Annotated in this window: 22 protein-coding genes; 4 read left to right on the top strand and 18 right to left on the bottom strand. The window is 71.7% G+C overall.

Annotated features, from left to right (window positions below):
- Nucleotides 1-31: 31 nt before the first annotated feature.
- Both opcA and pgl read left to right on the top strand, forming a co-directional pair.
- Nucleotides 32-982, top strand: a complete 951-nt coding sequence (gene opcA / locus ACFU5J_RS07020; protein ID WP_430575553.1) for a glucose-6-phosphate dehydrogenase assembly protein OpcA — start codon at nt 32-34, stop codon at nt 980-982.
- Nucleotides 979-1,776: a 6-phosphogluconolactonase gene (pgl, locus tag ACFU5J_RS07015; RefSeq protein ID WP_430575552.1), complete on the top strand. Its 798-nt coding sequence runs from the start codon at nt 979-981 to the stop codon at nt 1,774-1,776. The genes opcA and pgl overlap by 4 nt, the downstream gene beginning before the upstream one ends.
- Nucleotides 1,777-1,858: 82 nt before the next feature.
- On the opposite strand, the gene ACFU5J_RS07010 is transcribed toward pgl, so the two are convergent.
- From ACFU5J_RS07010 to uvrA, 15 genes are all read right to left on the bottom strand, one after another.
- Nucleotides 1,859-2,755, bottom strand: coding sequence for a phenylalanine 4-monooxygenase (locus tag ACFU5J_RS07010; RefSeq protein ID WP_430575551.1), 897 nt, complete (start codon nt 2,753-2,755; stop codon nt 1,859-1,861).
- An 80-nt stretch (nt 2,756-2,835) separates the two neighbouring features.
- Nucleotides 2,836-3,201, bottom strand: coding sequence for an RNA polymerase-binding protein RbpA (locus ACFU5J_RS07005; protein WP_430575550.1), 366 nt, complete (start codon nt 3,199-3,201; stop codon nt 2,836-2,838).
- A 134-nt stretch (nt 3,202-3,335) separates the two neighbouring features.
- Entirely contained in the window at nt 3,336-3,578 is a 243-nt protein-coding gene (gene secG, locus ACFU5J_RS07000) for a preprotein translocase subunit SecG (protein ID WP_430575549.1), read from the bottom strand.
- Between the two features lie 185 nt (nt 3,579-3,763).
- Nucleotides 3,764-4,531, bottom strand: coding sequence for a triose-phosphate isomerase (gene tpiA / locus ACFU5J_RS06995; protein WP_430578240.1), 768 nt, complete (start codon nt 4,529-4,531; stop codon nt 3,764-3,766).
- Nucleotides 4,532-4,595: 64 nt separating this feature from the next.
- Entirely contained in the window at nt 4,596-5,795 is a 1,200-nt protein-coding gene (locus ACFU5J_RS06990) for a phosphoglycerate kinase (RefSeq protein WP_430578227.1), read from the bottom strand.
- Nucleotides 5,796-5,969: 174 nt separating this feature from the next.
- Nucleotides 5,970-6,974: a type I glyceraldehyde-3-phosphate dehydrogenase gene (gap, locus tag ACFU5J_RS06985; protein WP_430575547.1), complete on the bottom strand. Its 1,005-nt coding sequence runs from the start codon at nt 6,972-6,974 to the stop codon at nt 5,970-5,972.
- 309 nt (nt 6,975-7,283) lie between these two features.
- Nucleotides 7,284-8,264 (bottom strand): DNA-binding protein WhiA, encoded by a 981-nt coding sequence (gene whiA / locus ACFU5J_RS06980; protein WP_430575546.1) that lies wholly within the window; start codon nt 8,262-8,264, stop codon nt 7,284-7,286.
- Nucleotides 8,265-8,314: 50 nt separating this feature from the next.
- On the bottom strand, nt 8,315-9,271 hold the full coding sequence (gene yvcK, locus ACFU5J_RS06975) for a uridine diphosphate-N-acetylglucosamine-binding protein YvcK (protein WP_430578239.1): 957 nt from the start codon (nt 9,269-9,271) through the stop codon (nt 8,315-8,317).
- Between the two features lie 17 nt (nt 9,272-9,288).
- Nucleotides 9,289-10,224: an RNase adapter RapZ gene (rapZ, locus tag ACFU5J_RS06970; protein WP_430575545.1), complete on the bottom strand. Its 936-nt coding sequence runs from the start codon at nt 10,222-10,224 to the stop codon at nt 9,289-9,291.
- Complete coding sequence (gene uvrC / locus ACFU5J_RS06965; protein WP_430575544.1) at nt 10,221-12,314, bottom strand: excinuclease ABC subunit UvrC; 2,094 nt, start codon at nt 12,312-12,314, stop codon at nt 10,221-10,223. The genes rapZ and uvrC overlap by 4 nt, the downstream gene beginning before the upstream one ends.
- A 69-nt stretch (nt 12,315-12,383) precedes the next feature.
- Nucleotides 12,384-13,283 (bottom strand): carbohydrate ABC transporter permease, encoded by a 900-nt coding sequence (locus tag ACFU5J_RS06960; protein WP_430575543.1) that lies wholly within the window; start codon nt 13,281-13,283, stop codon nt 12,384-12,386.
- A complete protein-coding gene (locus tag ACFU5J_RS06955; protein ID WP_430575542.1) occupies nt 13,280-14,302 on the bottom strand; it encodes a carbohydrate ABC transporter permease in 1,023 nt (340 codons plus the stop codon). Before ACFU5J_RS06955 ends, ACFU5J_RS06960 begins: the two co-directional genes overlap by 4 nt.
- Nucleotides 14,299-15,741, bottom strand: a complete 1,443-nt coding sequence (gene ngcE, locus ACFU5J_RS06950; protein ID WP_430578226.1) for an N-acetylglucosamine/diacetylchitobiose ABC transporter substrate-binding protein — start codon at nt 15,739-15,741, stop codon at nt 14,299-14,301. The genes ACFU5J_RS06955 and ngcE overlap by 4 nt, the downstream gene beginning before the upstream one ends.
- 263 nt (nt 15,742-16,004) lie before the next feature.
- Nucleotides 16,005-16,502, bottom strand: coding sequence for an OsmC family protein (locus ACFU5J_RS06945; RefSeq protein ID WP_430575540.1), 498 nt, complete (start codon nt 16,500-16,502; stop codon nt 16,005-16,007).
- A gap of 18 nt (nt 16,503-16,520) precedes the next feature.
- The gene (gene uvrA / locus ACFU5J_RS06940) at nt 16,521-19,550 is read right to left on the bottom strand and encodes an excinuclease ABC subunit UvrA (protein ID WP_430578225.1); all 3,030 of its coding nucleotides are present in this window, start codon (nt 19,548-19,550) and stop codon (nt 16,521-16,523) included.
- Between the two features lie 140 nt (nt 19,551-19,690).
- On the opposite strand from uvrA, the gene ACFU5J_RS06935 reads away from it, so the two are divergent.
- Nucleotides 19,691-19,987, top strand: a complete 297-nt coding sequence (locus ACFU5J_RS06935; protein ID WP_430578224.1) for a YciI family protein — start codon at nt 19,691-19,693, stop codon at nt 19,985-19,987.
- Nucleotides 19,988-20,049: 62 nt separating this feature from the next.
- Here ACFU5J_RS06935 and ACFU5J_RS06930 read toward each other — a convergent pair whose 3' ends face one another.
- The 3 genes from ACFU5J_RS06930 to uvrB all read right to left on the bottom strand — a co-directional run bounded on the left by ACFU5J_RS06930 (nt 20,050) and on the right by uvrB (nt 24,542).
- Entirely contained in the window at nt 20,050-21,147 is a 1,098-nt protein-coding gene (locus ACFU5J_RS06930; protein WP_430575537.1) for a TerC family protein, read from the bottom strand.
- Complete coding sequence (locus ACFU5J_RS06925; RefSeq protein WP_430575536.1) at nt 21,144-22,163, bottom strand: TerC family protein; 1,020 nt, start codon at nt 22,161-22,163, stop codon at nt 21,144-21,146. Before ACFU5J_RS06925 ends, ACFU5J_RS06930 begins: the two co-directional genes overlap by 4 nt.
- Nucleotides 22,164-22,427: 264 nt before the next feature.
- The gene (gene uvrB / locus ACFU5J_RS06920; RefSeq protein WP_430575535.1) at nt 22,428-24,542 is read right to left on the bottom strand and encodes an excinuclease ABC subunit UvrB; all 2,115 of its coding nucleotides are present in this window, start codon (nt 24,540-24,542) and stop codon (nt 22,428-22,430) included.
- 223 nt (nt 24,543-24,765) lie between these two features.
- On the opposite strand from uvrB, the gene ACFU5J_RS06915 reads away from it, so the two are divergent.
- Nucleotides 24,766-26,220, top strand: a complete 1,455-nt coding sequence (locus ACFU5J_RS06915) for a choice-of-anchor A family protein (RefSeq protein WP_430578223.1) — start codon at nt 24,766-24,768, stop codon at nt 26,218-26,220.
- The last annotated feature ends 51 nt before the right edge of the window (nt 26,221-26,271 follow it).

Below are 26,271 nucleotides of genomic sequence, written 5' to 3'. Positions count from 1 at the left end.
GCCTGTGCCGCTTCCACCCAGGAGACCCCCGATGATCATCGACATGCCGGACACGACCACCAACGCGGTCGGCAAGCGGCTCGCCCACCTGCGGGACGAGGGCGGCGCCGTGGCGCTCGGCCGCGTCCTGACCCTCGTCGTGGTCGCCGAGGAGGCCGACATCGAGGACTCGGTGCGCGCGGCGAACCAGGCCAGCCACGAGCACCCGTGCCGCGTCGTCGTGATCGCCCCGCTCGCCCAGCGCGGCTCGAGCGCCCCGCGGCTCGACGCCGAGATCCGGGTCGGCGGCGACGCGGGCGCCTCCGAGGTCGTCGTCCTGCGGGCCGCCGGCCCGATGCTCGAGCACCCCGACACCCTCGTCATGCCGCTGCTGCTGCCCGACGCGCCGATCGTGGTGTGGTGGCCGACCGGCGGCCCGGACGACCCGTCGGCCGACCCGATGGGCGCGATGGCGCAGCGCCGCATCACCGACACCACCACCGCGGCCGACCCGGTCGCCATGCTCCACCGCCTGGCGGGCACGTTCAGCCCCGGCGACACCGACCTGGCCTGGGCCCGCGTCACCCTGTGGCGCGGCCTCATCGCCGCGGCCGTCGAGCAGCCCCCGTACGAGCCCGTCACGGCGGTGAGCGTCGAGGGCCAGGAGCAGCACACCTCCCTGGACCTGCTGGCCGCCTGGCTCGGCCAGCGGCTGCGCTGCCCCGCCACCGTGGTGCGCACCGACAGCGACGACGCCATCACGCGCGTCACGCTGGAGCGCAAGAGCGGGCCGATCGTGCTCGACCGGCCGGACGGCCGCGTCGTGTCGATCACGCAGCCCGAGAAGCCCGAGCGGCGGATGGCCCTGCCGATCCGCGCCCTGAGCGAGGCACTCATCGAGGAGCTGCGGCGCCTCGACCCCGACGAGCTGTACGGGGAGGTGCTCACCAAGGGCATCACGCGCGTCGAGACCGTCACGGCGACGTCGAAGGCGAAGGCGTGAGCACGCCCGGCGCCGCACCGCTCGTCGTCGTCCACCCGGACGCCGACGTCCTCGCCGAGGCCACCGCCGCGCGGCTGCTGACGCGCCTCCTCGACGCCCAGTCCGTGCGCACCCCGGTGCATGCCGTCCTCACCGGCGGCACCGTGGGCATCAAGACCCTCGCCGCCGTCGCGGCGAGCCCGCTGTCCGCGGCCGTGGACTGGTCGGGCGTGCACCTGTGGTGGGGCGACGAGCGGTTCCTGCCCGACGGCGACCCGGACCGCAACGAGACCCAGGCCCGGTCCGCCCTCGTGGACGCGCTGGTCGCCGGCTCCGGCCTGCCCGCCGAGCACGTGCACGCGATGCCGGCGCCCGGCGCCGTCGTCGACGGGACCACGATCGGGACGCCCGAGGAGTCCGCCGCGGCCTACGCGGCGGAGCTGGCGCGCTTCGCTCCGCCCGCCGGCGAGGACGACACCCCGGCCGTGCCGGAGTTCGACGTCCTCCTGCTCGGCATGGGGCCGGACGGGCACGTCGCGTCCCTGTTCCCCGGCCACGAGGGCCTCGGGGCCCGCGGCGCCACGGTCGGGGTGCACGCCTCCCCCAAGCCGCCGCCGGAGCGCGTCTCGCTCACGTTCGACGCCCTGCGCCGTGCGCGCGAGGTGTGGGTCGTGGCGGCGGGCGCGGAGAAGGCGGCCCAGGCCGCGGCCGCGCTGGCGGGCGGCCCCGTGACGGACGTCCCGGCCGCCGGCGCGCGAGGCACCGAGCGCACGCTGTGGCTGCTCGACGCCGCGGCGGCGGCGCCCTCCTCCTGAGGCCGCGCGCCCGGTCGGGAGACGCACGACGGCCCCCTCGCTCTTCGGCGAGGGGGCCGTCGTCGTCCTGGGGACGAGGGGGTCAGCTCGCCGACCGCCGGCGGGCGGCCAGCAGGCGTCCGGGGGTCTCGTCGTCGAACTCGGCGAAGAACTGACCCACCCGCTCGGTCAGCTCGTTCATGCCGTCGCACGCGAAGAGCGTGGGCTGGTAGTGGGAGATGTCGTACTCGACGGTGCCCATCGAGTAGAAGTCGAGCGGCAGGATGGTCGCGCCGCGGAACTCCTCGATCTCGCCGTAGGACGACAGCAGGCCCGCGCCGTAGGCGCGCAGCTCGCCCTCCTCGTACATGACGCCGAACTCGATCGTGAACCAGAAGACGTCCGCGACGAACTGCAGCCCTTCCGCGGTCTCGCACCGCCGCGCCGCCTCGCCGGCCCGCCGTTTCACGTCGGCGATCGCCGGGTTCGCGAGCAGGTTCCCGTGACCCACCACCTCGTGGATGATGTCGGGCTCCGGGGTGTACAGCGGCTGCGAGCCGTGCCGCAGGTACTGCGTGGAGTGGAAGACGCCGTCGGCGAGCGAGCCGTAGAACTGGTCCAGCGGCACGAGACCGGCGGCGGGGTGCAGGCGGAAGCCGCTCAGCGGCTCCAGGCCCGCGCTGACCTCGTCGAGCTGCGGCACGCGGTCGGTGGGCAGACCGAGGGCCTCCTTGCCCTCGAGGTAGCCGCGGATCGCCAGCCGCTCGTGCTTGGGCGCGAGCTCGGTGCACACGGTGCGCCAGATCTCGTTCTCCGCGGGGGTGTAGTCGACCTGAGGCACGGGATCGCCGGGTGACCAGCGCAGCGCGGGGCCGGCGATGGCCTCGCGACGGCGGCGGTACTCCGGGTCGTTCGCGCCGGGGTGGTCGTCCGTGAGGTGCACCGTGACGCCGTTCTCGTCCTCGGTGACGGGGGCGTAGAGCTGTCCTTCCTCGAACATGCCGAAAGACTACGCCCCGTCTCGACAGGTGGACATCCCCCGGTGCCCCGAGGCATCGCCCCGGGGCACCGGTCGAGGTGTCAGCTCGCCTGGCGCAGGGTGGTGCGGCGGGCTCGCAGCGTCGCGAGCGCCTCCTCCAGGAGGGCCGCACCGTCCTCCTCGGACCGGCGTTCCTTCACGTACGCGAGGTGCGTCTTGTACGGCTCGTTGCGCACCGGCGACGGCGGGTTCGCCGCATCCAGGCCGGCGGGGAAGCCGCACCGCGGGCAGTCCCAGAACTCCGGGGCCTCCACGTCGTCGTTCGCCGAGAAGCTCGGCGTCGTCTCGTGCCCGTTCGCGCACCAGTACGACACCCGCACCCGGGGTGCCGCATCGCCGCGCTCGGACTCTCCCAGGGGCCCCGCGCCTACGCGCGAGCCCCGGATCGCATGACCGGCATTAGCCACGTCCTGTCGTCCTCACCTTCGACTCAGTGGGCGTTCACCCACGGACGATCTTCGTGAACCGTGGTCCGGTGCGTCGTCGCCCGGGCCCGTGCCCCCCCGCACCGGCCGGGGCCGGTGACGGTCGTGCCGTGCTGTCAGCTGACCTTCGTGATGAGGCCGAGCAGCACGATCACGACGAACCAGACGAGCGCAAAGCTCACCGTGATCCGGTTGAGGTTGCGCTCGGCGACACCGGAGCTGCCGGCAGCGCTCGAGATCCCCCCGCCGAACATGTCGGACAGACCGCCACCCTTGCCCTTGTGCATCAGGATCAGCAGGGTCAGGAAGGCGCTGGTGATGACCAGGAGAACCTGAAGGATGATCTGCAAAGCGTCCACGGTGTCCTCGGCTGTCCTTCGTTCGTCGTCCGTCCCGCGGGACGGGTTCGGTGCCAGGACGTCGTCCCGGCCGGGTCAAGAGTAAGTGACGGACGCCTCTCGAAGCGAACACCGATGTCTCCATCTGGTGACGATCCCGAGAGGCGTCCGTCCGACGGGCCGGGCCCGCCGTCGTGCGTGTCGTGTCAGCCGATGTGCGACTGGTACCGAGCGATCTTGGCGAACTCGACCGGGTCGAGGCTCGCGCCGCCCACGAGGGCGCCGTCCACGTCCGGCTGCGACATGATCTGCGCGACGTTGCCCGACTTCACGGAACCGCCGTACAGCACGCGCACGCCCGCGGCGAGCTCGGCGTCGTACAGCTCGGCGAGGCGTCCGCGGATCGCGCCGCAGACCTCCTGCGCGTCCTCCGGGGTGGCGACCTCGCCCGTGCCGATGGCCCACACGGGCTCGTAGGCGATGACCACCTGCGCGGCCTGCTCGGCGGTCACGTCGGCGAGCGCGGCGTCGACCTGCGCCAGGGTGTAAGAGACCTGCTCGCCCGCCTTGCGGACGTCCAGGCCCTCCCCCACGCAGAGGATCGGCACGAGGCCGTGCTCGAACGCGGCGCGCACCTTGGCGTTGACGACGGCGTCGTCCTCGGCGTGGTACTCGCGGCGCTCGGAGTGGCCGACGGCCACGTAGGTGCAGCCGAGGCGGGCGAGCATCGGGCCCGAGATCTCACCGGTGTACGCGCCGGACGCGTGCGTCGACAGGTCCTGGGCGCCGTAGCGCACCTCGAGCTTGTCGGCGTCGACGAGGGTCTGCACCGAGCGCAGGTCCGTGAACGGGGCCAGGACGGCCACCTCGACGGCCTCGTAGTCGTGCTTCGCGTCCTTGAGCGTCCACGCGAGCTTCTGCACCGCGGCGATCGCCTCGGTGTGGTCCAGGTTCATCTTCCAGTTGCCCGCCATCAGGGGCGTGCGGGTGGTGGCCACGATGGGCTCCTTGTTCTCTCGTGCGGAAGGGTCGTGAGGGTCAGGCGCCGAGGACCGCGAGCCCCGGGAGCTCCTTGCCCTCGAGGAGCTCGAGGCTCGCGCCGCCGCCCGTGGAGATGTGGCTGAATCCGTCCTCGTCGAAGCCGAGCACGCGCACGGCCGCGGCGGAGTCCCCGCCCCCCACGATGGAGAAGGCGCCCGCGGCGGTCGCGTCGACGATGCCCTGCGCGACGGCGCGGGTCCCGGCGGCGAAGGCGGCGAACTCGAACACGCCCATGGGGCCGTTCCAGACGATGGTCCTCGCGTCCGCGAGGCGGGCCGCGAACAGCGCGCCGGACTCCGGGCCGATGTCGAGGCCCATGGTCCCGTCAGGGATCTGGTCGGCCGGCACCGTCCGGTGCGCGGCGTCGGCGGCGAACGAGTCCGCGGCCACGATGTCCGTGGGCAGCACGATCTCGACGCCGCGCTCGGCGGCCTGCGCCAGGTAGCCCTTCACGGTGTCCACCTGGTCCGCCTCGAGCAGCGAGGAGCCCACGGAGTGGCCCTGCGCCGCGAGGAACGTGAAGACCATGCCGCCCCCGATGAGCAGGCGGTCGGCCTTGGTGAGGAGGTTCTCGATGACCCCGAGCTTGTCGGAGACCTTCGAGCCGCCGAGGACCACGGCGTACGGGCGCTGCGGGTCGGTCGTGGCGCGCGAGAGCGACTCGACCTCCTTGAGCACCAGGTCGCCGGCGGCCGCGGGGAGCACCTTGGCCACGTCGTAGACCGAGGCCTGCTTGCGGTGCACGACGCCGAAGCCGTCGGAGACGAACGCGTCGGCCAGCGCGGCCAGCTCGCCGGCCAGCTCCTCGCGCTCGGCGTCGACCTTCGACGTCTCCCGGGCGTCGAACCGCACGTTCTCCAGCAGCGCGACCTGGCCGTCGGCCAGCGCGGCGACCGTCTCCTGGGCCGAGGGGCCGGTCACGTCGGCCGCGAGGGAGACGTCCTGGCCGAGCAGCTCGCCGAGGCGGGCGGCCACGGGCGCGAGCGAGTAGGCGGGGTTCGGCTCGCCCTTGGGGCGGCCGAGGTGGGCCGTCACGACGACGCGGGCGCCGGCGTCGACCAGGCGGCGCAGGGTCGGCAGCGCGGCCTTGATGCGGCCGTCGTCCGTGATGGTGGTGCCGTCGAGCGGCACGTTGAAGTCCGAGCGGACGAGGACGCGCTTGCCGCGCAGCTCGCCCAGGGAGTCGATGGTCTTCATGAGGCACACCTGTCCGTCAGGGCCCGGTGCGTGCCGTGCGGCCGTCGGGCGGCCGTGCGTCCCGGGCGGGGGGTGATCTGTTCCGTACATGACGACGTCCGCGTGCGCGGCCGGGGTTCGGCGCGCACGCGGACGTCGTGACTCACGCTCGAGCGATGTCGGGCGCCGGAGTCGTCAGAGCTTCTCGCCGACGTGAACGGTCAGCGCGACGAGCGAGTTGGAGTAGCCCCACTCGTTGTCGTACCAGGAGACGACCTTGACCTGGTTGCCGATCACCTTGGTGAGCTTCGAGTCGAAGATGCTCGTGTGCGGGTTGGTGACGATGTCCGAGGAGACGATCTCGTCCTCGACGTACTCGAGGGTGCCCTTGAGCGGGCCCTCGGCGGCGGCCTTGACCGCGGCGTTGACCTCGTCGACCGTGACCTCGCGCGGCGCCTCGAAGGTGAGGTCCGTGGCCGAGCCGGTGATGACCGGGACGCGGAGGGCGTAGCCGTCCAGCTTGCCCTTCAGCTCCGGGAGCACCAGCGCGACGGCCTTGGCGGCACCCGTCGTGGTGGGCACGATGTTCTGCGCGGCGGCGCGGGCGCGACGGAGGTCCTTGTGCGGGCCGTCCTGCAGGTTCTGGTCACCCGTGTACGCGTGGATCGTGGTCATGAGGCCACGCTCGATGCCGATCGAGTCGTTGAGGGCCTTGGCCAGCGGCGCGAGGCAGTTCGTGGTGCACGACGCGTTCGAGATGATGTGGTGCGCGGCCGGGTCGTACTGGTCGTTGTTCACACCCATGACGAAGGTCGCGTCCTCGTTCTTCGCCGGGGCGGAGATGATGACCTTCTTGGCGCCGGCGTCGATGTGCGCCTTGGCCTTGGTGGCGTCCGTGAAGAAACCGGTGGACTCGATGACGATGTCCGCGCCCAGCTCGCCCCAGGGCAGGTTGGCGGGGTCGCGCTCGGCGAGCGCACGGATCTTGTGGCCGTCGACGATGATGTTGTCGTCGTCGAAGTCGACCGACTTCGGGAAGCGGCCCAGCACCGTGTCGTACTTCAGCAGGTGGGCCAGAGTCTTGTTGTCGGTCAGGTCGTTGACGCCGACGACCTCGATGTCCGCACCCGACTCCACGAGAGCGCGGTAGAAGTTCCGTCCGATCCGACCGAAGCCGTTGATCCCGACGCGGATGGTCACGATTGCCCTCCTCAGGGCGCGCCGGTGGGGGTCCGGCGCACACGGTTGATGCCGACTTCCGCGCGCCACGACGGGCGCGCTGATGATTCACGCCGCGACCCTGGGACTGGGACCCCCGACGTCTTCCTCCGGGCGGTCAGCCTTGGGTCACGTCGTCGTCACCTGACGTCATGAGCCTATACCCGAATCGGCGGTACCGCCGACCCTCGCGGCTGCCGTGAGACGTGTGGTCTGACCATATGGACAGGGCGTGCGCCCTGGGCCCGCGGAGCGGCGGGCACGGTCCGCGCCGCCCCCGCCCCCCGCCCCTCAGAGGTCGAGCAGGTCCGGGCTCAGCCCGGCCTCCGTGTCGGGGATGCCCACCTCGATCGCGCGCTTGTCGGCCGTCGACAGCAGCCGGCGGATCCGGCCCGCCACGGCGTCCTTCGACAGCGGCGGGTCCGCCAGCTGGCCCAGCTCCTCGAGGGAGGCCTGCTTGTGCGCCAGGCGCAGCTCCCCCGCCTGCCGCAGGTGGTCCGGCACCTCCTCGCCGAGGATCTCGAACGCCCGCTGCACGCGGGCGCCCGCCGCCACCGCCGCCCGGGCCGACCGGCGCAGGTTCGCGTCGTCGAAGTTCGCCAGGCGGTTCGCGGTGCCGCGCACCTCGCGCCGCGCGCGTCGTTCCTCCCAGACCTCCCGGGTCCTGACGGCGCCCATCCGGCGCAGGATCTCGCCGATCGCCTCCCCGTCGCGCACCACCACGCGGTCCACGCCGCGCACCTCGCGCGACTTCGCCTGCACGCCGAGCCGGCGGGCGGCGCCGACCAGCGCCAGTGCCGCCTCCGGTCCCGGGCACGTGACCTCCAGCGCCATCGAGCGGCCGGGCTCCGTCAGCGAGCCGTGCGCGAGGAAGGCCCCCCGCCACACGGCCTCCGCCTCGGCGACACCCGCCGACACGACCTCGGGCGCGAGGCCGCGCACCGGGCGCCCGCGCGAGTCCAGCAGCCCGGTCTGACGGGCGAGCGACTCGCCGTCGCGCACCACGCGCACCACGTAGCGGTTGTTCTTCCGCAGGCCGCCGGCCTGCACCACGATGAGGTCGCTGGTGTGCCCGTACAGCTCGGTGATCGACTGCCGCAGCCGCGCCGCGGCCGCCTCGTCGTCCAGCTCCGCCTCGATGACCACGCGGCCCGAGATGATGTGCAGCCCGCCCGAGAACCGCAGCGTCGCCGAGACCTCGGCCTTGCGGCACGACGTCCGGGTCACCTTGATCCGCGTGAGCTCGTCCTTCACCTCTGCCGTGAGCGCCATGGCGTCATCCTGCCACGCGCGGCAAGCACTCTCGGCGCCGGAGGAAGGCGTCAGACGTCGCCGTAGATCCCCTCGAACACGTCGCGGTAGGCAGCGGCCAGACGCAGCGGGTCGTGCCGCGCGCTGCCGTCCCCGCGGCGTACCTGGCGCATGAGCAGCTCCGCCCCCATGATGCGCGCGGCGTCGGCCAGCTCGTCGACGTCCTCCACCGCGGACGGGTCCGCGAGGACCGCGTCCACCCGCAGCCCGGGGGCGTGCCGGTGCAGCGCCTCGAGGTGGCCCGTCGCCGTCAGCCCCTGCGTCTCGCCGAGCTCCGCGGCCAGGTTCAGGGTCACGCAGATGCGCGCGTCCGTCTCGTGCAGCGCCCGGGCGAGCTCGGGGACCAGCAGGTGCACCAGCACCGACGAGTACCAGGACCCCGGTCCCAGCACGATCCAGTCGGCCGACCGCACGGCCTCGACCGCCTCCGGGCACGCCGGGGGGTCCGCGGGGACCAGCCGCAGCTGCTCGATACGGCCCTCCGTCAACGCCACGCGCGACTGCCCGACGACGGTCTCCAGGCGATCGGACCCGGCGACGCCGTCGCGCCGCACGTCCGCCTCGACGACCAGGGGCACCGACGCCATGGGCAGCACCCGCCCCCGCGCACCCAGCAGCTTGCCGACCCAGTCCAGCCCGGTCACCGTGTCGCCCAGCAGCTCCCACAGCGCCACGATCATGAGGTTGCCCATGGCGTGCTTGTCGAGGCTCCCGCCCGACACGAACCGGTGCTGCAGCAGGTCGCTCCAGGTGCGGCCCCACTCCGAGTCGTCGCACAGCGCCGCGAGCGCCATGCGCAGGTCGCCCGGCGGGAGCACGTCCAGCTCGTCGCGGAGCCGGCCCGAGGAGCCGCCGTCGTCCGCCACGGTCACGACCGCGGTGAGCCGGTCGGACATCAGCCGCAGCGCCGAGAGGCTCGCGTACAGCCCGTGCCCGCCGCCCAGCGCGGTGACCGCGGGCGCGCCCATGCTCAGGGCCGGCGTCGTCACTCCTTCCCCAGGTCGCGCGCCGTGAGGGTGACGCGCTGCCCGGCGTCGCGCAGCCGCTGGGCGATCTCGCCCGCGATCGCGACCGACCGGTGCTTGCCCCCGGTGCAGCCGACGGCGATCGTCACGTACCGCTTCTCCTCCGCGAGGTACCCGGCCAGCACGGGCTCGAGCGCGGCGACGTACCGGTCCACGAACTCCCGCGCGCCGGGCCGGGCCAGGACGTACTCGCGCACGGGCGCGTCGCGGCCCGTGAGGTGCCGCAGCTCGGTGATCCAGTAGGGGTTCGCCAGGAAGCGCACGTCCACCACGTGGTCGGCGTCCAGCGGGATGCCGTACTTGAAACCGAAGGCGAGCACGTTCACGCGCAGCGCGTCCGGGGCGCCGTCCGCCACCGCGGCCCGCACCTCGCGGGCGAGGTCGTGCACCGACAGCTCGGACGTGTCGATGACCACGTCCGCGCGCTCCTCGATCGACGCCAGCCGGCGGCGCTCCTCGGCGATGCCGTCCAGGATCCGCCCCTCCCCCTGCAGGGGGTGCGGCCGCCGGACGCTCTCGTACCGGCGCACCAGCGTCTCGTCCCGCGCGTCGAGGAACAGGATGCGGTAGTTCACGCCCGCCTCGCGCAGGTGCAGCAGCGCGCGGGTGAGCTCGGCGAAGTACTCGCGGCCGCGGACGTCGACGACGACGGCGAGCCGCTCCACCGACGAGCCGGCGCGCGTCATGAGGTCGACGAGCGGCACCATCATCAGCGGCGGGAGGTTGTCGACGACGAACCAGTCGAGGTCCTCCAGGACGCCCGCGGCCCGCGACCGCCCGGCGCCCGACATGCCGGTGATGATCAGCACCTCCGGGTCGGACGGCTCCGGTGCGGGGGTCGTCGCCTCGATCTCGGGGATGCCCTGCGGGACGGTGGTGGGCTCCGGCTCGCTCATGCGCCCAGCATGCCAGTGCCCGGACCGTCCTGGGACGACGGCGCGCTGCCCCCGTCGGCGGCGAGCGCCGCGACGACCGCCTCCGCCGTGCGCCGGCCCATGCCCTTGACCTCCGCGATCTCGTCCACGCTCGCCGCCCGCAGCCGCTTCACCGAACCGAACGTGGTCAGCAGCGCCTTGCGCCGGGTGGGGCCGAGCCCCGGGACGTCGTCGAGGACCGACACCGTCATGCCCTTGCTCCGCCGGCGGCGGTGCTGGGTGATGGCGAACCGGTGCGCCTCGTCGCGCACGCGCTGGAGCAGGTAGAGGCCCTCCGACGAGCGCTGCAGGATGACCGGGTAGTCCTCGCCCGGCAGCCAGACCTCCTCGAGGCGCTTCGCGAGGCCGCACAGCGCCACGTCGGTGACGCCGAGCTCGTCCAGCGCCCGCTGCGCCGCCGCGACCTGAGGGGGGCCACCGTCCACGACGACGAGGTTGGGCGGGTACGCGAACCGCTTGCGCTCCCCCGGCTCCTCGGCCGGCACCTCCCCGGACCGCGGCCGCGTGGCTCCCGTCGAGGTCTCGTCCTGGTCCCGGTCCGAGGCGTCGTCGAGCTCGACGTCGCCCGCGGCGAGCCGGTCCGCCAGGTACCGCCGGAACCGGCGCGTGATCACCTCGTGCATCGCCGCGGTGTCGTCGCGCGCCCCGTCGCCCTCGGGGCCGCGCACCGAGAACGTGCGGTACTCGCTCTTGCGCGGCAGGCCGTCCTCGAAGACCACCATCGACGCCGACTGGTACGTGCCCTGGGTGTGGGACACGTCGTAGCACTCGATGCGCAGCGGGGCCGACTCGAGGCCCAGCGCCTCCTGGATCTCGCGCAGCGCCTGGCTGCGGGTCGTGAGGTCGCCGGCACGCCGGGTCCGGTGCAGCGCCAGCGCGTGCTCGGCGTTGGCCCTGACGGTCCCCGCGAGCTCTCGCTTGTCGCCGCGCTGCGGCACCCGCAGCTCCACGCGGGCGCCGCGCAGGCCCGTGAGCCACGCGGTCATCTGGGCCGGGTCGGGCGGCAGCACCGGGACGAGCACCTCGCGCGGGACGGCGTCCCGGGCCTCGCGGCGGGCCGACGCACGCGCCTCGGCGTCGCCCTCGGCCCCGTCCGCCGCCGCACGCGCGTCCTCGACGGCGCCGTAGACCTGCTGGAGGAGGTGCTCCACCAGCTCCTCGTCGGTGACGTCCTCGACCTTCTCCACGACCCAGCCGCGCTGGCCGCGGATGCGCCCGCCGCGCACGTGGAACACCTGGACGGCCGCCTCCAGCTCGTCGCCGGCCAGGGCGAAGACGTCGGCGTCCGTCGCGTCGGGGAGCACCACGGCGTTCTTCTCGGTGGCGCGGCGCAGCGCCTGGATGTCGTCGCGCAGGCGGGCGGCCTGCTCGTACTCCATGGACGCCGCGGCCTCGTTCATCCGCGCGGTGAGGCGGCGCTCGAAGCGCTGCGTGTCGCCGGCCATGAAGTCGCAGAAGTCCTGCGCGAGCTGCTTGTGGTCGTCGACGCTGATCCGCCCGACGCACGGCGCCGAGCACTTGTCGATGTACCCGAGGAGGCAGGGGCGGCCCGTCTGGTGCGCCCGCCGGAAGACGCCGGACGAGCAGGTGCGGATCGGGAACACCCGCAGCAGCAGGTCGAGGGTCTCCCGGATCGCCCAGGCGTGGCCGTAGGGGCCGAAGTACCGCGTGCCCCGGCGCTTGGCACCGCGCATCACCTGGGCCCGCGGCACCTCGTCCGCCATCGTGACCGCGAGGTACGGGTACGACTTGTCGTCCCGGTACTTCACGTTGAAGCGGGGGTCGTACTCCTTGATCCACGAGTACTCGAGGGCGAGCGCCTCGACCTCCGTGCCCACCACCGTCCACTCGACGGACGCGGCCGTCGTGACCATCGTCTGGGTGCGGTGGTGCAGGTGCGCGACGTCCTGGAAGTAGCTCGACAGCCGCGCACGCAGGTTCTTGGCCTTGCCGACGTAGATGACGCGGCCGTGCGGGTCGCGGAACCGGTAGACGCCGGGCGACGTGGGGATCTCCCCCGGCTTCGGGCGGTAGGTCGCAGGGTCGGCCATGCCGTCAGCCTAGGTCAGGCCACCGACGTCTCCCCCTGCCGACCGGCCGCCCGAGGCCGGGGCGCTCCCCTACTTGTTGGTGCCGGCCGTGACCGAGCCCTGGAGCTGTCGCTGGAAGATCACGTAGGCGATCAGCACGGGCACGATGGTCACGACCACGGCCGCGAACATCGCGCCGAAGTCCACCGCGTACCCCGCGGAGGACACGAACGCGGCGAGCCGCTGGGACAGCACGTAGTTGTCCTGCTCCGGGTTCAGCGCGATCGGCAGGATGAACTGGTTCCACAGGCCGAGGAAGTTGAAGATCGCGACCGACGCCATGCCCGGCGTCGCCATCGGGAGCATCACCTGGAAGAAGGTGCGCCAGTTGCCGGCGCCGTCGATCGCGGCGGCCTCCGCGATCTCGTCCGGGAGCCCGCGGAAGAACGAGTACAGGAAGAACACCGTGAACGGCAGCGCGAACGCCACGTACACCACGATCAGCCCGGGCAACGTCCCGAGCAGCCCGGCGTTCTGCATCACGAAGAACAGCGGGACGATCGCGAGGAACACCGGGAACGTGAGCCCGACGAGCATGAGGTAGTAGATCGCCCGCCGGAACGGGAACTCGAACCGGGCGAGCACGTAGGCGCACATCGCACCGAGGAGCATCACGAGGATCAGTGCCGAGCCGACCACGATGATCGTGTTGACGAACGCCCGACCGATCTCGGCGTCCACCCACGCGTGCTCGTAGTTGATGAACGACCAGTTCGACGGGAGCGAGAACGGAGAGGCGAAGATCTCCGAGCTCGTCTTGAACGAACCGATGAACACCCAGATCATCGGCGCGATCACGAGGACGCACCAGATCACCAGGACGGTGTGCGACACCCCGGCGGCGACCTTGTCGCCCCCGTTGCTGCCCGTGGGCTTGATCCGCGGGGCCGGAGCCGCCGCGTCGCGCGCCACCTGCGTGTTGGCGCTCATCGGCGGCCTCCTTCGTCCCGGCCGCCGGTCAGGCGGTTCACGGTGAACACCAGCGCGGCGAACACCAGGGTGACGATGGCCATCGCCACGCCCATGGCGCTGGCGTAGCCGAACTTCCCCTCCGTGAACGCCGTGCGGAACAGCTGCTGGGACATCACGAGCGTCGAGTTGTCCGGGCCGCCCGTCGGGTTGAGCGCCTGCACGTACACGAACAGGTCGAGGGCGATGATCCCGAGGTAGATGTAGGCGGTCTGCACGTTGTCCCGGATGAGCGGGACGGTGATGGACCACGACGTGCGCCAGCGTCCCGCGCCGTCGATCCGCGCCGCCTCGTAGATCTCCGAGGGGACGCTCTTGATGGCAGCGATGAACAGCAGCATGTAGAACCCCACGAAGCCCCACACGACCACGAACATCGTCACGGGCATCGCCGTGCCGACGTTGCCGAGCCAGGCGAACGACTGGAACTTGTCGAGCCCGAGTCCGGTGAGCACCCCGTTGACCAGCCCGTTGCTCGGGTCGAGGATCAGGCGCCACATGATGCCGACCGCGATACCCGGGATGACGTAGGGGAAGAGCGAGACCACACGGTAGAAGCCCGACCCGCGGACGCCCCGCACCTGCCCCATGCCCGATCCGCCCACCGTGATGAGGATGGCGAACGCCAGCGAGATCACGATGGTGATCAGGGGGATGAAGATGCCGAACATGACGCTGTTGCCGACGGCGTTGATGAACCGCGGGTCCTGCACGAGCGTGGTGAAGTTGGAGAGCCCGATGATGTCGAAGTCGGCGGTGAAGCCCGACCAGTTGGTGAGCGCGTAGAACACCGCCTGGATGAACGGCCAGATCACGAAGACGAGGAAGAGCGCCAGCGGGATGCCGAGGCAGACGACGAAGAAGCTGACGCTGTCGAACGACACCCCACCGGCCCGCCCCCTGCGGGGCCCGTTGCCGGGCCCCGCAAGAGTTCCCTCGTCGGTGGGCAGAACCTGCCCGGCGCCAGGGATGGCGCTCATGACACCTCGATCTTGTCGATGGTGTCGTCGTTGGCGATCCGGTCGGTGATCGCCTGCAGCTCCTTGGTCAGGTCGGCCACCGACTTCTTCCCGTCGAGGAAGGAGTTCCAGATCGGCAGCTGCTCCTGGTTCATGCCGTAGGTGTTGACGAAGTTGAACGTGAAGATGTCCGTCCCGGCCGCGCTGAGCATGTCGGTCTGGGACACCAGCGCCGTGGACCCGAACCCGTCGGCGGGCACGATGTCCTTGACGATGGTCGGAGCGAGCTTCGTCTTGGAGAAGTTCGTCGCCGACTCCTTCGAGAGCATGACGCGGAGCAGCTCCTTGCCGCCCGCGACGCTCTTCGCCTGCGACGGCACGATGAACGGCTCGCCGGCCGTCGAGTGGAGGGCCGTGGCAGGCATCGCCGGGCTCGAGGTCACCGAGAAGCTCGGCACGCCCTTCATCTGGAAGTCCGGCGCCGTCTGGTCCTTCATCTCGTTCTCGATCCAGGACCCCGACGGGTAGAGCAGCGCCTCCTCCTTGTTGCTCCACTGCGCCTGGGCGGCCGTGAACTGGGTGCCCGAGCCGCCGGGCTTGAAGTACCCGGCGTCGATGATCTCCTTCATGATCGTGAAGGTCGCCTGGAGCGCGTCCTGCGACCAGCAGTCGGGCTTGAGGTTCTCCAGCGACAGCCGGACCTCGTCGCCGCCCTCCTTGATGGCCGACTCGATGGCGAGCGTCTGGTAGTACGTCGCGGCCTCGGTGCCCCACAGGAAGAGGTACTTGCCGGCCTTCTTCGCCTCCGCGCCGAGGGCCTTGGCCTCCTCCCACGTGGCGGGAGGCGTCCAGCCGTTCTTGTCGAAGAGGCTGCCGGAGTACCAGACCCCGTACACCGTGAGCACGTAGTTGAGGGCGGCGAACTTGTCCCCGTACGTGCCCGGGGCGAGCACGCCCTCGTAGAGGGTGTCGCGGATGGTCGTGCCCTCGACGTTCGGCGCGTCGATGACGTCGGTCAGGTCCTCGAGCTGGTCGAGGATCGTGTTGAAGCCGATCGACTGGGCACCGGAGTTGTCGATGAGGTCCGGCGGGTTGCCGCCGACGAACCGCGGCTGGAGCTCGGTGGCGATCTGCGTGGAGGGCGAGACCTTGACGGTCGAGCCCGCGTGCAGGCCCGCGAGGACCTTCCCCGCAAACTCGACGTAGTCGACGCCGTACCCGCCGTCGAAGATCACGGCGTCGACCGTCGTGTTCTCCGCCATGCCGAACGGGTTCTTCGGGTCGGAATTGCCCGTGGGCGACGCCGACTTCTCGCCCTCGTTGCTGCCGCCGCCGGTGGCGCAGGCTGCCAGGGGCAGGCCGAACGGCACCGCGGCGGCCGTGAACATGACGGCCCGGAGAACGGACCGACGGCTGGGCTCAGGAGTGGTGGTGGTGCTGGTGGTGAAGTTGCTGGTCATCCTCGTAGATGCCCTTCGTGTCAGGGTGCGCCTCGCGGCGCCCCGTCAACCGGTGCCTGCACTGCCCCGCGCGGGGCGCTTGCGCCGACCTCCTCGTCTCGCGCTCTGTGGGCGTGTGCGGAGGCCCGCAACGCTCACGGAAATATCTCTCCTCCATTGGAGCGATGGAGTGGAAAATATTCACGCGACGGCGCCACGTCAACAGGCAACACGGACCTGTGACCGTACTGGTATAGATCACCCGCTCCAGGGCACCGGCGCGATCAGCCCGCGGGCGCGGAGAGACGCACCGGAGCCGGTTCGATGAGCACCGAGAAGTTCACCGAGCGAGAGATGAAGCACAGGGCGTGGGCACGGTGATGGAGGGCGCTCACCGCCTCGTCCGTGGCCTGGGGTCCGGCGTCGACGGTGACGCGCGGACGCAGGGTGACGTCGGTGAACTGGCCCTCGCCGCGGGACTCCACGCGCATCGTGCCCGTGGTGTCGTCCACGTACTCGCGCACGACGAGTCCCGACTCCGCCGCGAGGTGCAGGAACCACAGCATGTGGCACTGCGCCAGGCTCGCGACGAAGAGCTCCTCCGGGTTGTACCGGGAGGGGTCGCCGCGGAACGCGGGGTCGGCGCTGCCCGCCAGCGCGGGCTTGCCGGCCAGCACGACCTGATGGTCGCGCGAGTAGGCGGTGTACGACGTCGTGCCCGCCCCGCCCCCGCCCGGGTCGGGCCAGGACACGGTGACGGCGTAGTTGTGGTGCGCACCCATGGCCCACACGCTAGGGCGTCACGCCGCGCTGCGCCCTCCGGACCGCTTCGTCGTGCCCTTGCCCTTCCCGGGCTCCTTCGCCTTCGCGGCGCCCTTGCCCTTGGCCGTGCCCGCACCCTTCGCGGAGCTGCGGGTCCGGGGTGCCGAGGACGCCGAGGTGGCGGCGGCGCTGCGCGTCGACGTCCGGCCGGCCACGGGCACGGCCGGGTGCTCGTCGAGGATGCGCGCGAGGAACGTGCCGGTGTGGCTCGCCTCGACCCGGGCCACCTCCTCCGGGGTGCCCTCCGCGACGACCGTGCCGCCGCCGGAGCCGCCCTCGGGGCCCATGTCGACGATCCAGTCGGCACTCTTGATGACGTCGAGGTTGTGCTCGATCACCAGGACGGTGTTGCCCTTCTCGACCAGCGACTGCAGCACGCCCAGCAGCTTGCGGATGTCCTCGAAGTGCAGGCCCGTCGTCGGCTCGTCCAGCACGTAGATGGTGCGGCCCGTGGACCGCTTCTGCAGCTCGCTCGCGAGCTTGACGCGCTGCGCCTCGCCACCGGACAGGGTCGGGGCGGGCTGCCCGAGCCGCACGTAGCCGAGGCCGACCTCCACCAGCGTGGTGAGGTAGCGCGAGATCGCCGGGAACGCGGCGAAGAACTCCGCGGCCTCCTCGATCGGCATGTCCAGGACGTCCGCGACGGTCTTGCCCTTGAAGTGCACCTCGAGGGTCTCGCGGTTGTACCGCGCCCCGTGGCAGACCTCGCACGGCACGTAGACGTCCGGCAGGAAGTTCATCTCGATCTTCAGCGTGCCGTCGCCGTTGCACGCCTCGCAGCGCCCGCCCTTGACGTTGAACGAGAAGCGGCCCGGCCCGTACCCGCGGACCTTCGCCTCCTCCGTCTCCGCGAAGATCTTGCGGATCCGGTCCCACACCCCCGTGTAGGTGGCCGGGTTGGACCGCGGCGTGCGCCCGATCGGCCCCTGGTCGACGTGCACCACCTTGTCGAGCTGGTCCACGCCGGTGACCCGGGTGTGCCGGCCGGCCACCTGGCGCGCCCCGTTGAGCTCGTTCGCGAGCACGGTGTGCAGGATCGAGTTCACGAGGGTGGACTTCCCCGAGCCGGAGACGCCCGTCACCGCGGTGAGCACGCCCAGCGGGAACGACACGTCGATGCCGCGCAGGTTGTTCTCGCGCGCGCCGACGACCGTCACCTTGCGGCGGGGGTCCGTCGCACGACGCTCCGCCGGCAGCGCGATCGAGCGCCGACCGGACAGGTAGGCGCCCGTCATCGAGCCCTCGGCCTCGAGCAGCCCGGCGTAGTCCCCGGAGTGCACGACGCGCCCGCCGTGCTCGCCGGCGCCGGGGCCGACGTCGACGATCCAGTCCGCGGCCCGGATCGTGTCCTCGTCGTGCTCGACGACGATCAGCGTGTTCCCGAGGTCGCGCAGGCGCGTGAGGGTCTCGATCAGACGGCGGTTGTCCCGCTGGTGCAGGCCGATGGACGGCTCGTCGAGCACGTACAGCACGCCGACGAGACCGGAGCCGATCTGCGTGGCCAGCCGGATGCGCTGCGCCTCGCCGCCCGACAGGGTGCCGGCCGGGCGCTCGAGGGACAGGTAGTGCAGGCCGACGTCGACGAGGAAGCCGAGCCGGGCGTGGATCTCCTTGAGGACCTCGGTCGCGATCGCGCGCTCGCGCTGCCCCAGCTCCAGGCCGTCGAGGAACCGCTTGGCCTCGTCGATCGGCAGCCGGCAGACGTCCCAGATCGACTTACCGCCGACGGTGACGGCGAGGACCTCGGGCTTGAGCCGCGCGCCCGAGCACACCGGGCACGGGACCTCGCGCATGTAGGCCTCGTACTTCTCCTTGGACCAGTCGGACTCGGTCTCCCGGTGCCGCCGCTCCAGGAAGGTCACCGCGCCCTCGAAGCCCGTGGAGTACTGCCGCTCGCGGCCCCACCGGTTCTTGTAGCGCACGTGCACCTGGTGGTTGCGCCCGAAGAGGATCGCGTCGCGGGCACGCTGCGGCAGCGCACGCCACGGCACGTCCATCGAGAAGCTCATCTCCTCGGCCAGCGCCGTCAGGACACGCTCGAAGTACTCCGACGACGTCAGCGCCCAGGGCACGACGGCGCCCTCGCGCAGCGTCCTCTCCTCGTCGGGCACGACGAGGTCGGGGTCGACCTCGAGCCGGAAGCCGATGCCGGTGCACTCCGGGCACGCGCCGTACGGGGCGTTGAACGAGAAGGTGCGGGGCTCGATCTCGTCCAGCGCCAGCGGGTGGTCGTTGGGGCACGCCCGCTTCTCGGAGAACTTGCGGACGCGGTCGAGGTCGTCGATGTCGGCGTCGACGAGCTCCACCATGACGAGCCCGCCGGCGAGGCGCAGGGCCGTCTCCACCGAGTCCGTCAGCCGCCGCTGCACCCCGTCGCGGGAGACGAGGCGGTCGACCACGACCTCGATGTCGTGCTTGAGCTTCTTCTCCAGCGCCGGCGGGCTCGTCAGCTGCACCACCTCGCCGTCGACCCGCGCGCGGGCGAAGCCCTGCGTCTGCAGCTCGGCGAACAGGTCGGCGTACTCGCCCTTGCGCCCACGGACGACCGGGGCCAGGACCTGGTAGCGGGTGCCCTCGGGCAGCTCCAGCAGCTTGTCGACGATCTGCTGCGGCGTCTGCGAGCGCACCGGCTCGCCGCACACGGGGCAGTGCTGCGTACCCGCGCGCGCGAACAGCAGGCGGAGGTAGTCGTAGACCTCCGTGATCGTGCCGACCGTGGACCGCGGGTTGCGGTTGGTCGACTTCTGGTCGATCGACACCGCGGGCGACAGGCCCTCGATGAAGTCGACGTCGGGCTTGTCCATCTGCCCGAGGAACTGGCGCGCGTAGGCGGAGAGGGACTCCACGTAGCGGCGCTGCCCCTCGGCGAAGATCGTGTCGAACGCCAGGGAGGACTTGCCGGAGCCCGACAGACCGGTGAAGACGATGAGCTCGTCACGCGGGAGGTCGAGCTCGACGTTGCGCAGATTGTGCTCGCGGGCGCCGGAGATGACGAGGCGGTTGCTCACCCGGGCATCCTACGTCGGCGCGCCGACATTCGTACAGGCGTTCTATGCGAACGGGGGCGTCGATCCGGTCACACCGCGACACCGGGCCGGGCCCCTGGACGCGGGCCGCTCCCCCGACCGGCGGGTGCTTGGATACGGCCATGCCCGTCTTCGCCGTCACCTACGTCTACGTCACCGACCCAGACCGCCTCGCCGAGGTCCGGCCCGAGCACCGGGAGTTCCTGCGCGGCCTGCACGAGACCGGCGCGCTGCACGTGTCCGGCCCGCTGCCCGCCACCCCCGACGGCGAGCCCGGGGGCGCCCTCCTCGTCGTCGAGGCCGACGACGCCACGGCCGCCCTCGAGCTGCTCGGGGCCGACCCGATGCGTCGCGAGGGCCTGGTCGCCCACCGTGCGGCACGAGAGTTCGTGCCGGTGATCGGCGGCTTCGCCGCCTGACCCGACGACGAGGGCCCCGGACGACGTGTCGTCCGGGGCCCTCGTCGTGTGCGCGGCCACCGTCAGCGGCCGGGCGCCTCCGGACCGGACGGGGTCGTCTCGGCCGTGCCCTCCGGAGCGGTGCCTCCACCCGCCACGTCGGTCGCCGTCGCGCCCTCCGGCGCGCCCGTCGTGGCCTCTGCCGCCACCACGGCGGTGCGGTGCGTCTTCGCGAGGCTCGCGACGGTCGCGATCGCGATCGACCCGAGGATGATCACGAGCGACAGCCAGATCGGGATCTCCGGCGCCCACTCGACCGGCTCGCCGCCGTTGAGGAACGGCAGCGTGTTGGTGTGCAGCGCCTCGAGGATGAGCTTGACGCCGATGAACCCGAGGATGACCGCGAGCGCGATCGGCAGGTACACCAGCCGCTCCAGGAGACCGCCCAGCAGGAAGTACAGCTGCCGCAGGCCCATGAGCGCGAAGATGTTCGCGGTGAAGACGATGAACGGGTCCTTCGTCAGGCCGAAGATCGCCGGGATCGAGTCGAGCGCGAACAGCAGGTCCGTCGAGCCGATCGCGACGAAGACCACGAGCATCGGCGTGAAGAGCTTCTTGCCGTCGACGACGGTGCGCACCTTCGCCCCGTCGTACTTCTCGCTCAGCGGCAGCACGCGCCGCAGCATGCGGATCGCGACGTTCTCCTTGTACTCGTCCTCGTCGTCACCCGCGACCAGCTTGATCGCGGTGTAGATGAGGAACGCCCCGAACAGGTAGAACACCCACACGAACTGCTCGAGGATGGCCGCGCCCGCCAGGATGAACGCCCCCCGCAGCACGAGCGCGATGATGATGCCGACCATGAGCACCATCTGCTGGTGCTGCTTGGGCACGGCGAAACGGGACATGATGATGACGAAGACGAACAGGTTGTCGACGCTCAGCGAGTACTCGGTGAGCCAGCCGGCGTAGAACTCGCCCGCCGGCGCCGCGCCCCCGACCGCGAGCATGACCAGCCCGAACACCAGCGCCAGGCCCACGTAGAAGGCGACCCACAGGCCGCTCTCCTTCATCGACGGGACGTGGGGTCGGCGGCCCACGATCGCGAGGTCGACGGCCAGCAGCAGGATCAGTGCTGCGAGCGACGCCGCCTCGAACCAGAACGGCAGCTCGTGGGTCATGCATCTCCTTCAGGGGTGGAAGCGGGCTCGGCGGCCGCTCGGACCTGCCTGTCCCGCCGGTCGCGCGCGAGGGAGGCGATCGTCGTGACGGCGAGCACCACCACGATGAAGCCGAGGGAGACCGTGGTCGGGATCTCGGGGATCGCCTCCACGTGCTGCCCGCCGTTGACGAACGGCACCTCGTTGGTGTGCAGGGCATGGATCACCAGCTTGACGCCGATGAAGCCGAGGATCGCCGCCAGGCCGTAGTTGAGGTAGACGAGCCGGTCGAGCAGGCCGTCGACGAGGAAGTAGAGCTGTCGCAGGCCGAGCAGCGAGAAGGCGTTGGCCGCGAAGACGAGGTACGTCTCCTGCGTGAGGCCGAAGATCGCGGGGATGGAGTCCACGGCGAACAGCAGGTCGGCACTGCCGATCGCGACCATGACGATGAGCATCGGCGTGATGAACCGCTTGCCGTCGATCTTCGCGATCATCTTGTCGCCGACGTAGGTCTCCGTCGTCGGGAACAGTCGCCGCGTCAGGCGCAGGACGCCGTTCTCGTTCCACTCCTCGTCGTGCCCCGTGCCCGAGCGGGCCTGGACGATCGCGGTCCAGATGAGGAACGCGCCGAAGACGTAGAAGACCCAGGCGAAGTTCGCGATGATCGCGGCACCCGCGGCGATGAAGATCGTGCGCAGCACCAGGGCGATCGTGATGCCGATGAGCAGCACGCGCTGCTGGTACTCCCGGGGCACCCGGAAGCTCGTCATGATGAGGACGAAGACGAACAGGTTGTCGACGCTGAGCGACTTCTCCGTGATGTAGCCGGCGAAGTACTCCCCGCCGTACTCGCCGCCCCACACGATCCAGACGACGACGCCGAACACCAGGGCGACCGCGACGTAGGCGAGGGACCACGTGGCGGACTCGCGGAGCGTCGGGGCGTGCGGGGTGCGCACGTGGCCGACGTAGTCGACGGCGAGCATCGCCAGGATGACGACGACGGTGACGATCCAGACCCACAAGGGCACGTTCATGGACAAACCTCCGGTACGTAGCACTGAGCACCGGAGGTCTTCCCCACCCGGACGGGCTGCGCGCCGTGCGTCCGGGCCGAAGAGGCCGGACCGGCGTCGGTGCCGGACGTGATGACGACCTCATCGTGGGCGGGGTACTCCCCTCCAACCCGCATACCCTACATGACACCCCGGGCGACGAATCCGCGCACGTCAGGGGGCGAATCCGACGCGACGACGCAGGTCCGAGGCCCTCCGGCGCCGCCCCGACGTGACGACCTCGCCTCAGGCCGTGGCCGCCTGCATCTGCCGGAGCTCCTTCTTCAGGCCGCCGATCTCATCGCGCAGCCGGGCGGCGACCTCGAACTGCAGCTCCGCCGCGGCGGCGTGCATCTGGTCGCTCAGCTCCTGGATCAGCTCCGCGAGCTCGCCCGCGGCCGCGCCGGCGAGGCGGTTGCCCGTCGTCGCGCCCTCCTTCGGCGACCCCGGGACGGGCGCGCGGCCCCGCCCCTGGCCCGAGGCGGGCGCCTTCCGGTACCCGCCGGAGAGCAGCTCCTGGGTGTCGATGTCCTCGCGGGCCAGCATGTCGGTGACGTCGGCGATCTTCTTGCGCAGCGGCTGCGGGTCGATGCCGCGCTCGGTGTTGTACGCGACCTGCTTGGCGCGGCGGCGGTCGGTCTCGTCCAGCGCGTACCGCATGGCGGGCGTGATCTTGTCCGCGTACATGTGCACCTGGCCGGTGACGTTCCGGGCCGCGCGGCCGATCGTCTGGATGAGCGACCGCTCCGACCGCAGGAAGCCCTCCTTGTCCGCGTCGAGGATCGCGACGAGCGACACCTCGGGCAGGTCGAGGCCCTCGCGCAGCAGGTTGATGCCCACCAGCACGTCGTACTCCCCCAGCCGCAGCTCGCGGAGCAGCTCGACGCGCCGCAGCGTGTCCACCTCCGAGTGCAGGTAGCGCACCCGCACGTCCTTCTCGAGGAAGTAGTCCGTGAGGTCCTCGGCCATCTTCTTGGTGAGGGTGGTGACGAGCACGCGCTCGTCCTTGTCGACGCGCTCGCGGATCTCGTGCAGCAGGTCGTCGATCTGGCCCGTGGTCGGCTTGACGATGACCTCGGGGTCGACCAGCCCGGTCGGGCGGATGACCTGCTCGACGACGCCGTCCGACATCGACAGCTCGTAGTCACCGGGCGTCGCGGACAGGTAGACCGTCTGGCCGATCCGCTCGACGAACTCCTCCCAGCGCAGCGGCCGGTTGTCCATCGCGCTCGGCAGGCGGAACCCGTGCTCGACGAGCGACCGCTTGCGGGACATGTCGCCCTCGAACATGGCGCCGATCTGCGGCACCGTCTGGTGCGACTCGTCGATGACGAGCAGGAAGTCCTCGGGGAAGTAGTCGAGCAGCGTGTTCGGCGGCGACCCCTGCTCGCGACCGTCGATGTGCCGCGAGTAGTTCTCGATGCCGCTGCAGGTGCCGATCTGGCGCATCATCTCGATGTCGTACGTGGTGCGCATGCGCAGGCGCTGCGCCTCCAGCAGCTTGTTCTGCCGCTCGAGCTCGGCGAGGCGGTCGGCGAGCTCGGTCTCGATCCCCCCGATCGCGCGCTCCATGCGCTCCGGCCCCGCGACGTAGTGCGTGGCCGGGAAGAGGTACACGCTCTGCTCCGACCGGATCACCTCGCCCGTCAGCGGGTGGAGCGTCTGGATCGACTCGATCTCGTCGCCGAACATCTCGATGCGCACGGCGAGCTCCTCGTACACCGGGATGATCTCGACCGTGTCGCCCCGGACCCGGAAGGTGCCGCGCGTGAAGGCCGTGTCGTTGCGCGTGTACTGCATCTGCACGAAGCGCCGCAGCATGTCGTCGCGGTCGACGAGGTCGCCGACGTCGAGCCGCACCATCCGGTCGACGTACTCCTGCGGTGTGCCGAGGCCGTAGATGCAGGACACGGACGCGACCACGACGACGTCGCGACGGGTCAGCAGCGACGACGTCGCGGAGTGCCGGAGGCGCTCGACCTCGTCGTTGATCGAGGAGTCCTTCTCGATGTAGGTGTCCGTCTGCGCGATGTACGCCTCGGGCTGGTAGTAGTCGTAGTACGAGACGAAGTACTCGACGGCGTTGTTCGGCAGCAGCTCCCGGAACTCCGTGGCGAGCTGCGCGGCGAGGGTCTTGTTCGGCGCCATCACGAGGGTGGGCCGCTGCAGCTTCTCGATGAGCCATGCCGTCGTCGCACTCTTGCCGGTACCGGTGGCACCGAGCAGCACGACGTCCTTCTCCCCCGCCTGCACGCGCGCGGTCAGGTCCGCGATCGCCGTGGGCTGGTCACCGGACGGCTGGTATTCGGACACCACCTCGAAAGGGGCCACCGCACGCTGCAGGTCGGTCACGGGTCGCATGCCACCACCGTACGGCGACCCTCCGACAGGAGGCCTGCTCGGACTCCTCCGCTCCGGACGGGCGGGTGAAATATCCGACATCGGTTTTGTCAGGTCTCCACGCAAACCCTAGGGTGGCGGCGAGCCCGCGCCCGGGCGGACCCCCTTTCGGCCCGGGCGCGGGACCGACCGTCCGGCCCTGGCCCGAAGACCGTGCGACGGGCCGCCCTCACCCTGGAGACCCATGCGCGCCACCGCCCCTCGCCCTGCCCGTTCCCGGCTCCTGCTCCGCCCGCTCGCGCTGGGCCTGGGGGCGGCCGTCGTCGCCGCCGGGACGGTCGCGGGGGGTGCGGCAGCACTCCCCGCGACGGTCACCACGGGCGGGTCGGGCAACCCTGTCTGCTCGCTCGGGCTCCTCCCCGGGCCCCAGGGCGGCCTCACCTCCACCGACTCGGGCGTCGCGGTGTACGTCGGCGGCGACTACGTGGCCCACCAGGCCGCGGCGGAGAGCGAGGGCCGGCTGGTCGTGGCGGGCAGCACGACGGTCGACGCCGGCCTGCTGAACCTCGGCCGCGTCGGCGTCGGCTCGGGCGTCGTGCCCACCCCGGGCGACGTCCTCGTCTCGGTGGGCGACGTCACCGTGGCCCCGGGCTCGCGGTTGGACGTCAACCACGGCGTGCCCGGCGGCGGTGACCTGCGCACCGGCGGGGCCACCAGCGGCGAGATCGAGCTCAACGGCGGGGCGAGCGTGGAGCGCTCCCCCGACGCCGCCGCGATCGCCGCGCGCGCGGGGGCGGACCTCGACGCGGTCTCGGCCGCACTCACCGACCTCGCGCCCACCGGGCGTCTCGACACCTCCGGGGCGTACCCGACGCTCGTCGGGGACGACGTCTCCGACCCGCAGGTCTTCTCGATCACGACCGCCGAGGCCGCGGGCCTCGACACGCTCGTGCTCACCCACGTGGGCGACGCCGGCGTGGTCGTGAACGTGCGCGGCGTCGACGCGCGCCTCGGCACGGTCCACGCGGCCGCCGGGACCGTCGGCGACCGGATCGACGACGGCGCGGCGCTCGGCGCCTGGGCGCCGCGGATCGTGTGGAACTTCGGTCAGGCCGCGACGCTCGAGCTCGCCGGGGGCAGCCAGCTCGTCGGCTCGATCCTCGCGCCGCGCGCCGACGTCCGTCAGGGCGCCCACACCAACGGGCGCCTGTGGGTGGGCGGCGACCTCGACCTCGGGACGGGAGGGAGCGGGCTCGAGCACCACAACTACCCGTGGGCCGGCGAGTGCGACACGGTCCCGGGCGAGGGCACCACCACCCCTCCCGGGGAGACGACCCCCGACGAGGGCGAGGAGGAGGGCGCCACCCCGACGCCGACCCCGACGGAGCCGGCGCCCGGCCCCACCCCGTCGGCGGAGGCCACCTCTCCCGCCCCGACGCCGTCGGCCGGCACGCCGTCCGGCACGATCGTGGACGGGGGCGGCGACGCCGGCACCCCCGACGCCGACGTCGCGGCGGACGTCCTGGCGAGCACGGACGCCCCGGCCCCGGTCGCCGGACGACCGGACGAGGTGGCGGAGCTGCCCCGGACCGGCGCGGCGGTCGTCATGACGGCGGCGCTCGGCGCGACGCTCCTCGGGGCGGGCGCGCTGCTCGTGGCCCTGCGACGCCGCCGGGCGGGGGCCGACGCCGGGGCCTGAGCCGGCGCCCGGCGGCAGGCCCGGAGCGACCGTGTCGGCGCTCCGGGCGCC

Source organism: Isoptericola sp. NPDC057559 (assembly GCF_042801555.1).
Lineage (GTDB): Bacteria > Actinomycetota > Actinomycetes > Actinomycetales > Cellulomonadaceae > Isoptericola.
Note: the sequence above shows the minus strand (reverse complement) of the source record. Positions and strands in the feature narration are given on the sequence as shown.

Bases quoted from the DNA above. Each gene is read 5' to 3' on its own strand.
- opcA (WP_430575553.1), top strand. From the start codon at position 32: ATGATCATCGACATGCCGGACACGACCACCAACGCGGTCGGCAAGCGG.
- ACFU5J_RS07010 (WP_430575551.1), bottom strand. From the start codon at position 2,755: ATGTTCGAGGAAGGACAGCTCTACGCCCCCGTCACCGAGGACGAGAAC.
- tpiA (WP_430578240.1), bottom strand. From the start codon at position 4,531: ATGGCGGGCAACTGGAAGATGAACCTGGACCACACCGAGGCGATCGCC.
- ACFU5J_RS06990 (WP_430578227.1), bottom strand. From the start codon at position 5,795: ATGAAGACCATCGACTCCCTGGGCGAGCTGCGCGGCAAGCGCGTCCTC.
- whiA (WP_430575546.1), bottom strand. From the start codon at position 8,264: ATGGCGCTCACGGCAGAGGTGAAGGACGAGCTCACGCGGATCAAGGTG.
- yvcK (WP_430578239.1), bottom strand. From the start codon at position 9,271: ATGGGCGCGCCCGCGGTCACCGCGCTGGGCGGCGGGCACGGGCTGTAC.
- rapZ (WP_430575545.1), bottom strand. From the start codon at position 10,224: ATGAGCGAGCCGGAGCCCACCACCGTCCCGCAGGGCATCCCCGAGATC.
- uvrC (WP_430575544.1), bottom strand. From the start codon at position 12,314: ATGGCCGACCCTGCGACCTACCGCCCGAAGCCGGGGGAGATCCCCACG.
- ACFU5J_RS06960 (WP_430575543.1), bottom strand. From the start codon at position 13,283: ATGAGCGCCAACACGCAGGTGGCGCGCGACGCGGCGGCTCCGGCCCCG.
- ACFU5J_RS06955 (WP_430575542.1), bottom strand. From the start codon at position 14,302: ATGAGCGCCATCCCTGGCGCCGGGCAGGTTCTGCCCACCGACGAGGGA.
- ngcE (WP_430578226.1), bottom strand. From the start codon at position 15,741: ATGACCAGCAACTTCACCACCAGCACCACCACCACTCCTGAGCCCAGC.
- ACFU5J_RS06945 (WP_430575540.1), bottom strand. From the start codon at position 16,502: ATGGGTGCGCACCACAACTACGCCGTCACCGTGTCCTGGCCCGACCCG.
- ACFU5J_RS06935 (WP_430578224.1), top strand. From the start codon at position 19,691: ATGCCCGTCTTCGCCGTCACCTACGTCTACGTCACCGACCCAGACCGC.
- ACFU5J_RS06930 (WP_430575537.1), bottom strand. From the start codon at position 21,147: ATGACCCACGAGCTGCCGTTCTGGTTCGAGGCGGCGTCGCTCGCAGCA.
- ACFU5J_RS06925 (WP_430575536.1), bottom strand. From the start codon at position 22,163: ATGAACGTGCCCTTGTGGGTCTGGATCGTCACCGTCGTCGTCATCCTG.
- uvrB (WP_430575535.1), bottom strand. From the start codon at position 24,542: ATGCGACCCGTGACCGACCTGCAGCGTGCGGTGGCCCCTTTCGAGGTG.
- ACFU5J_RS06915 (WP_430578223.1), top strand. From the start codon at position 24,766: ATGCGCGCCACCGCCCCTCGCCCTGCCCGTTCCCGGCTCCTGCTCCGC.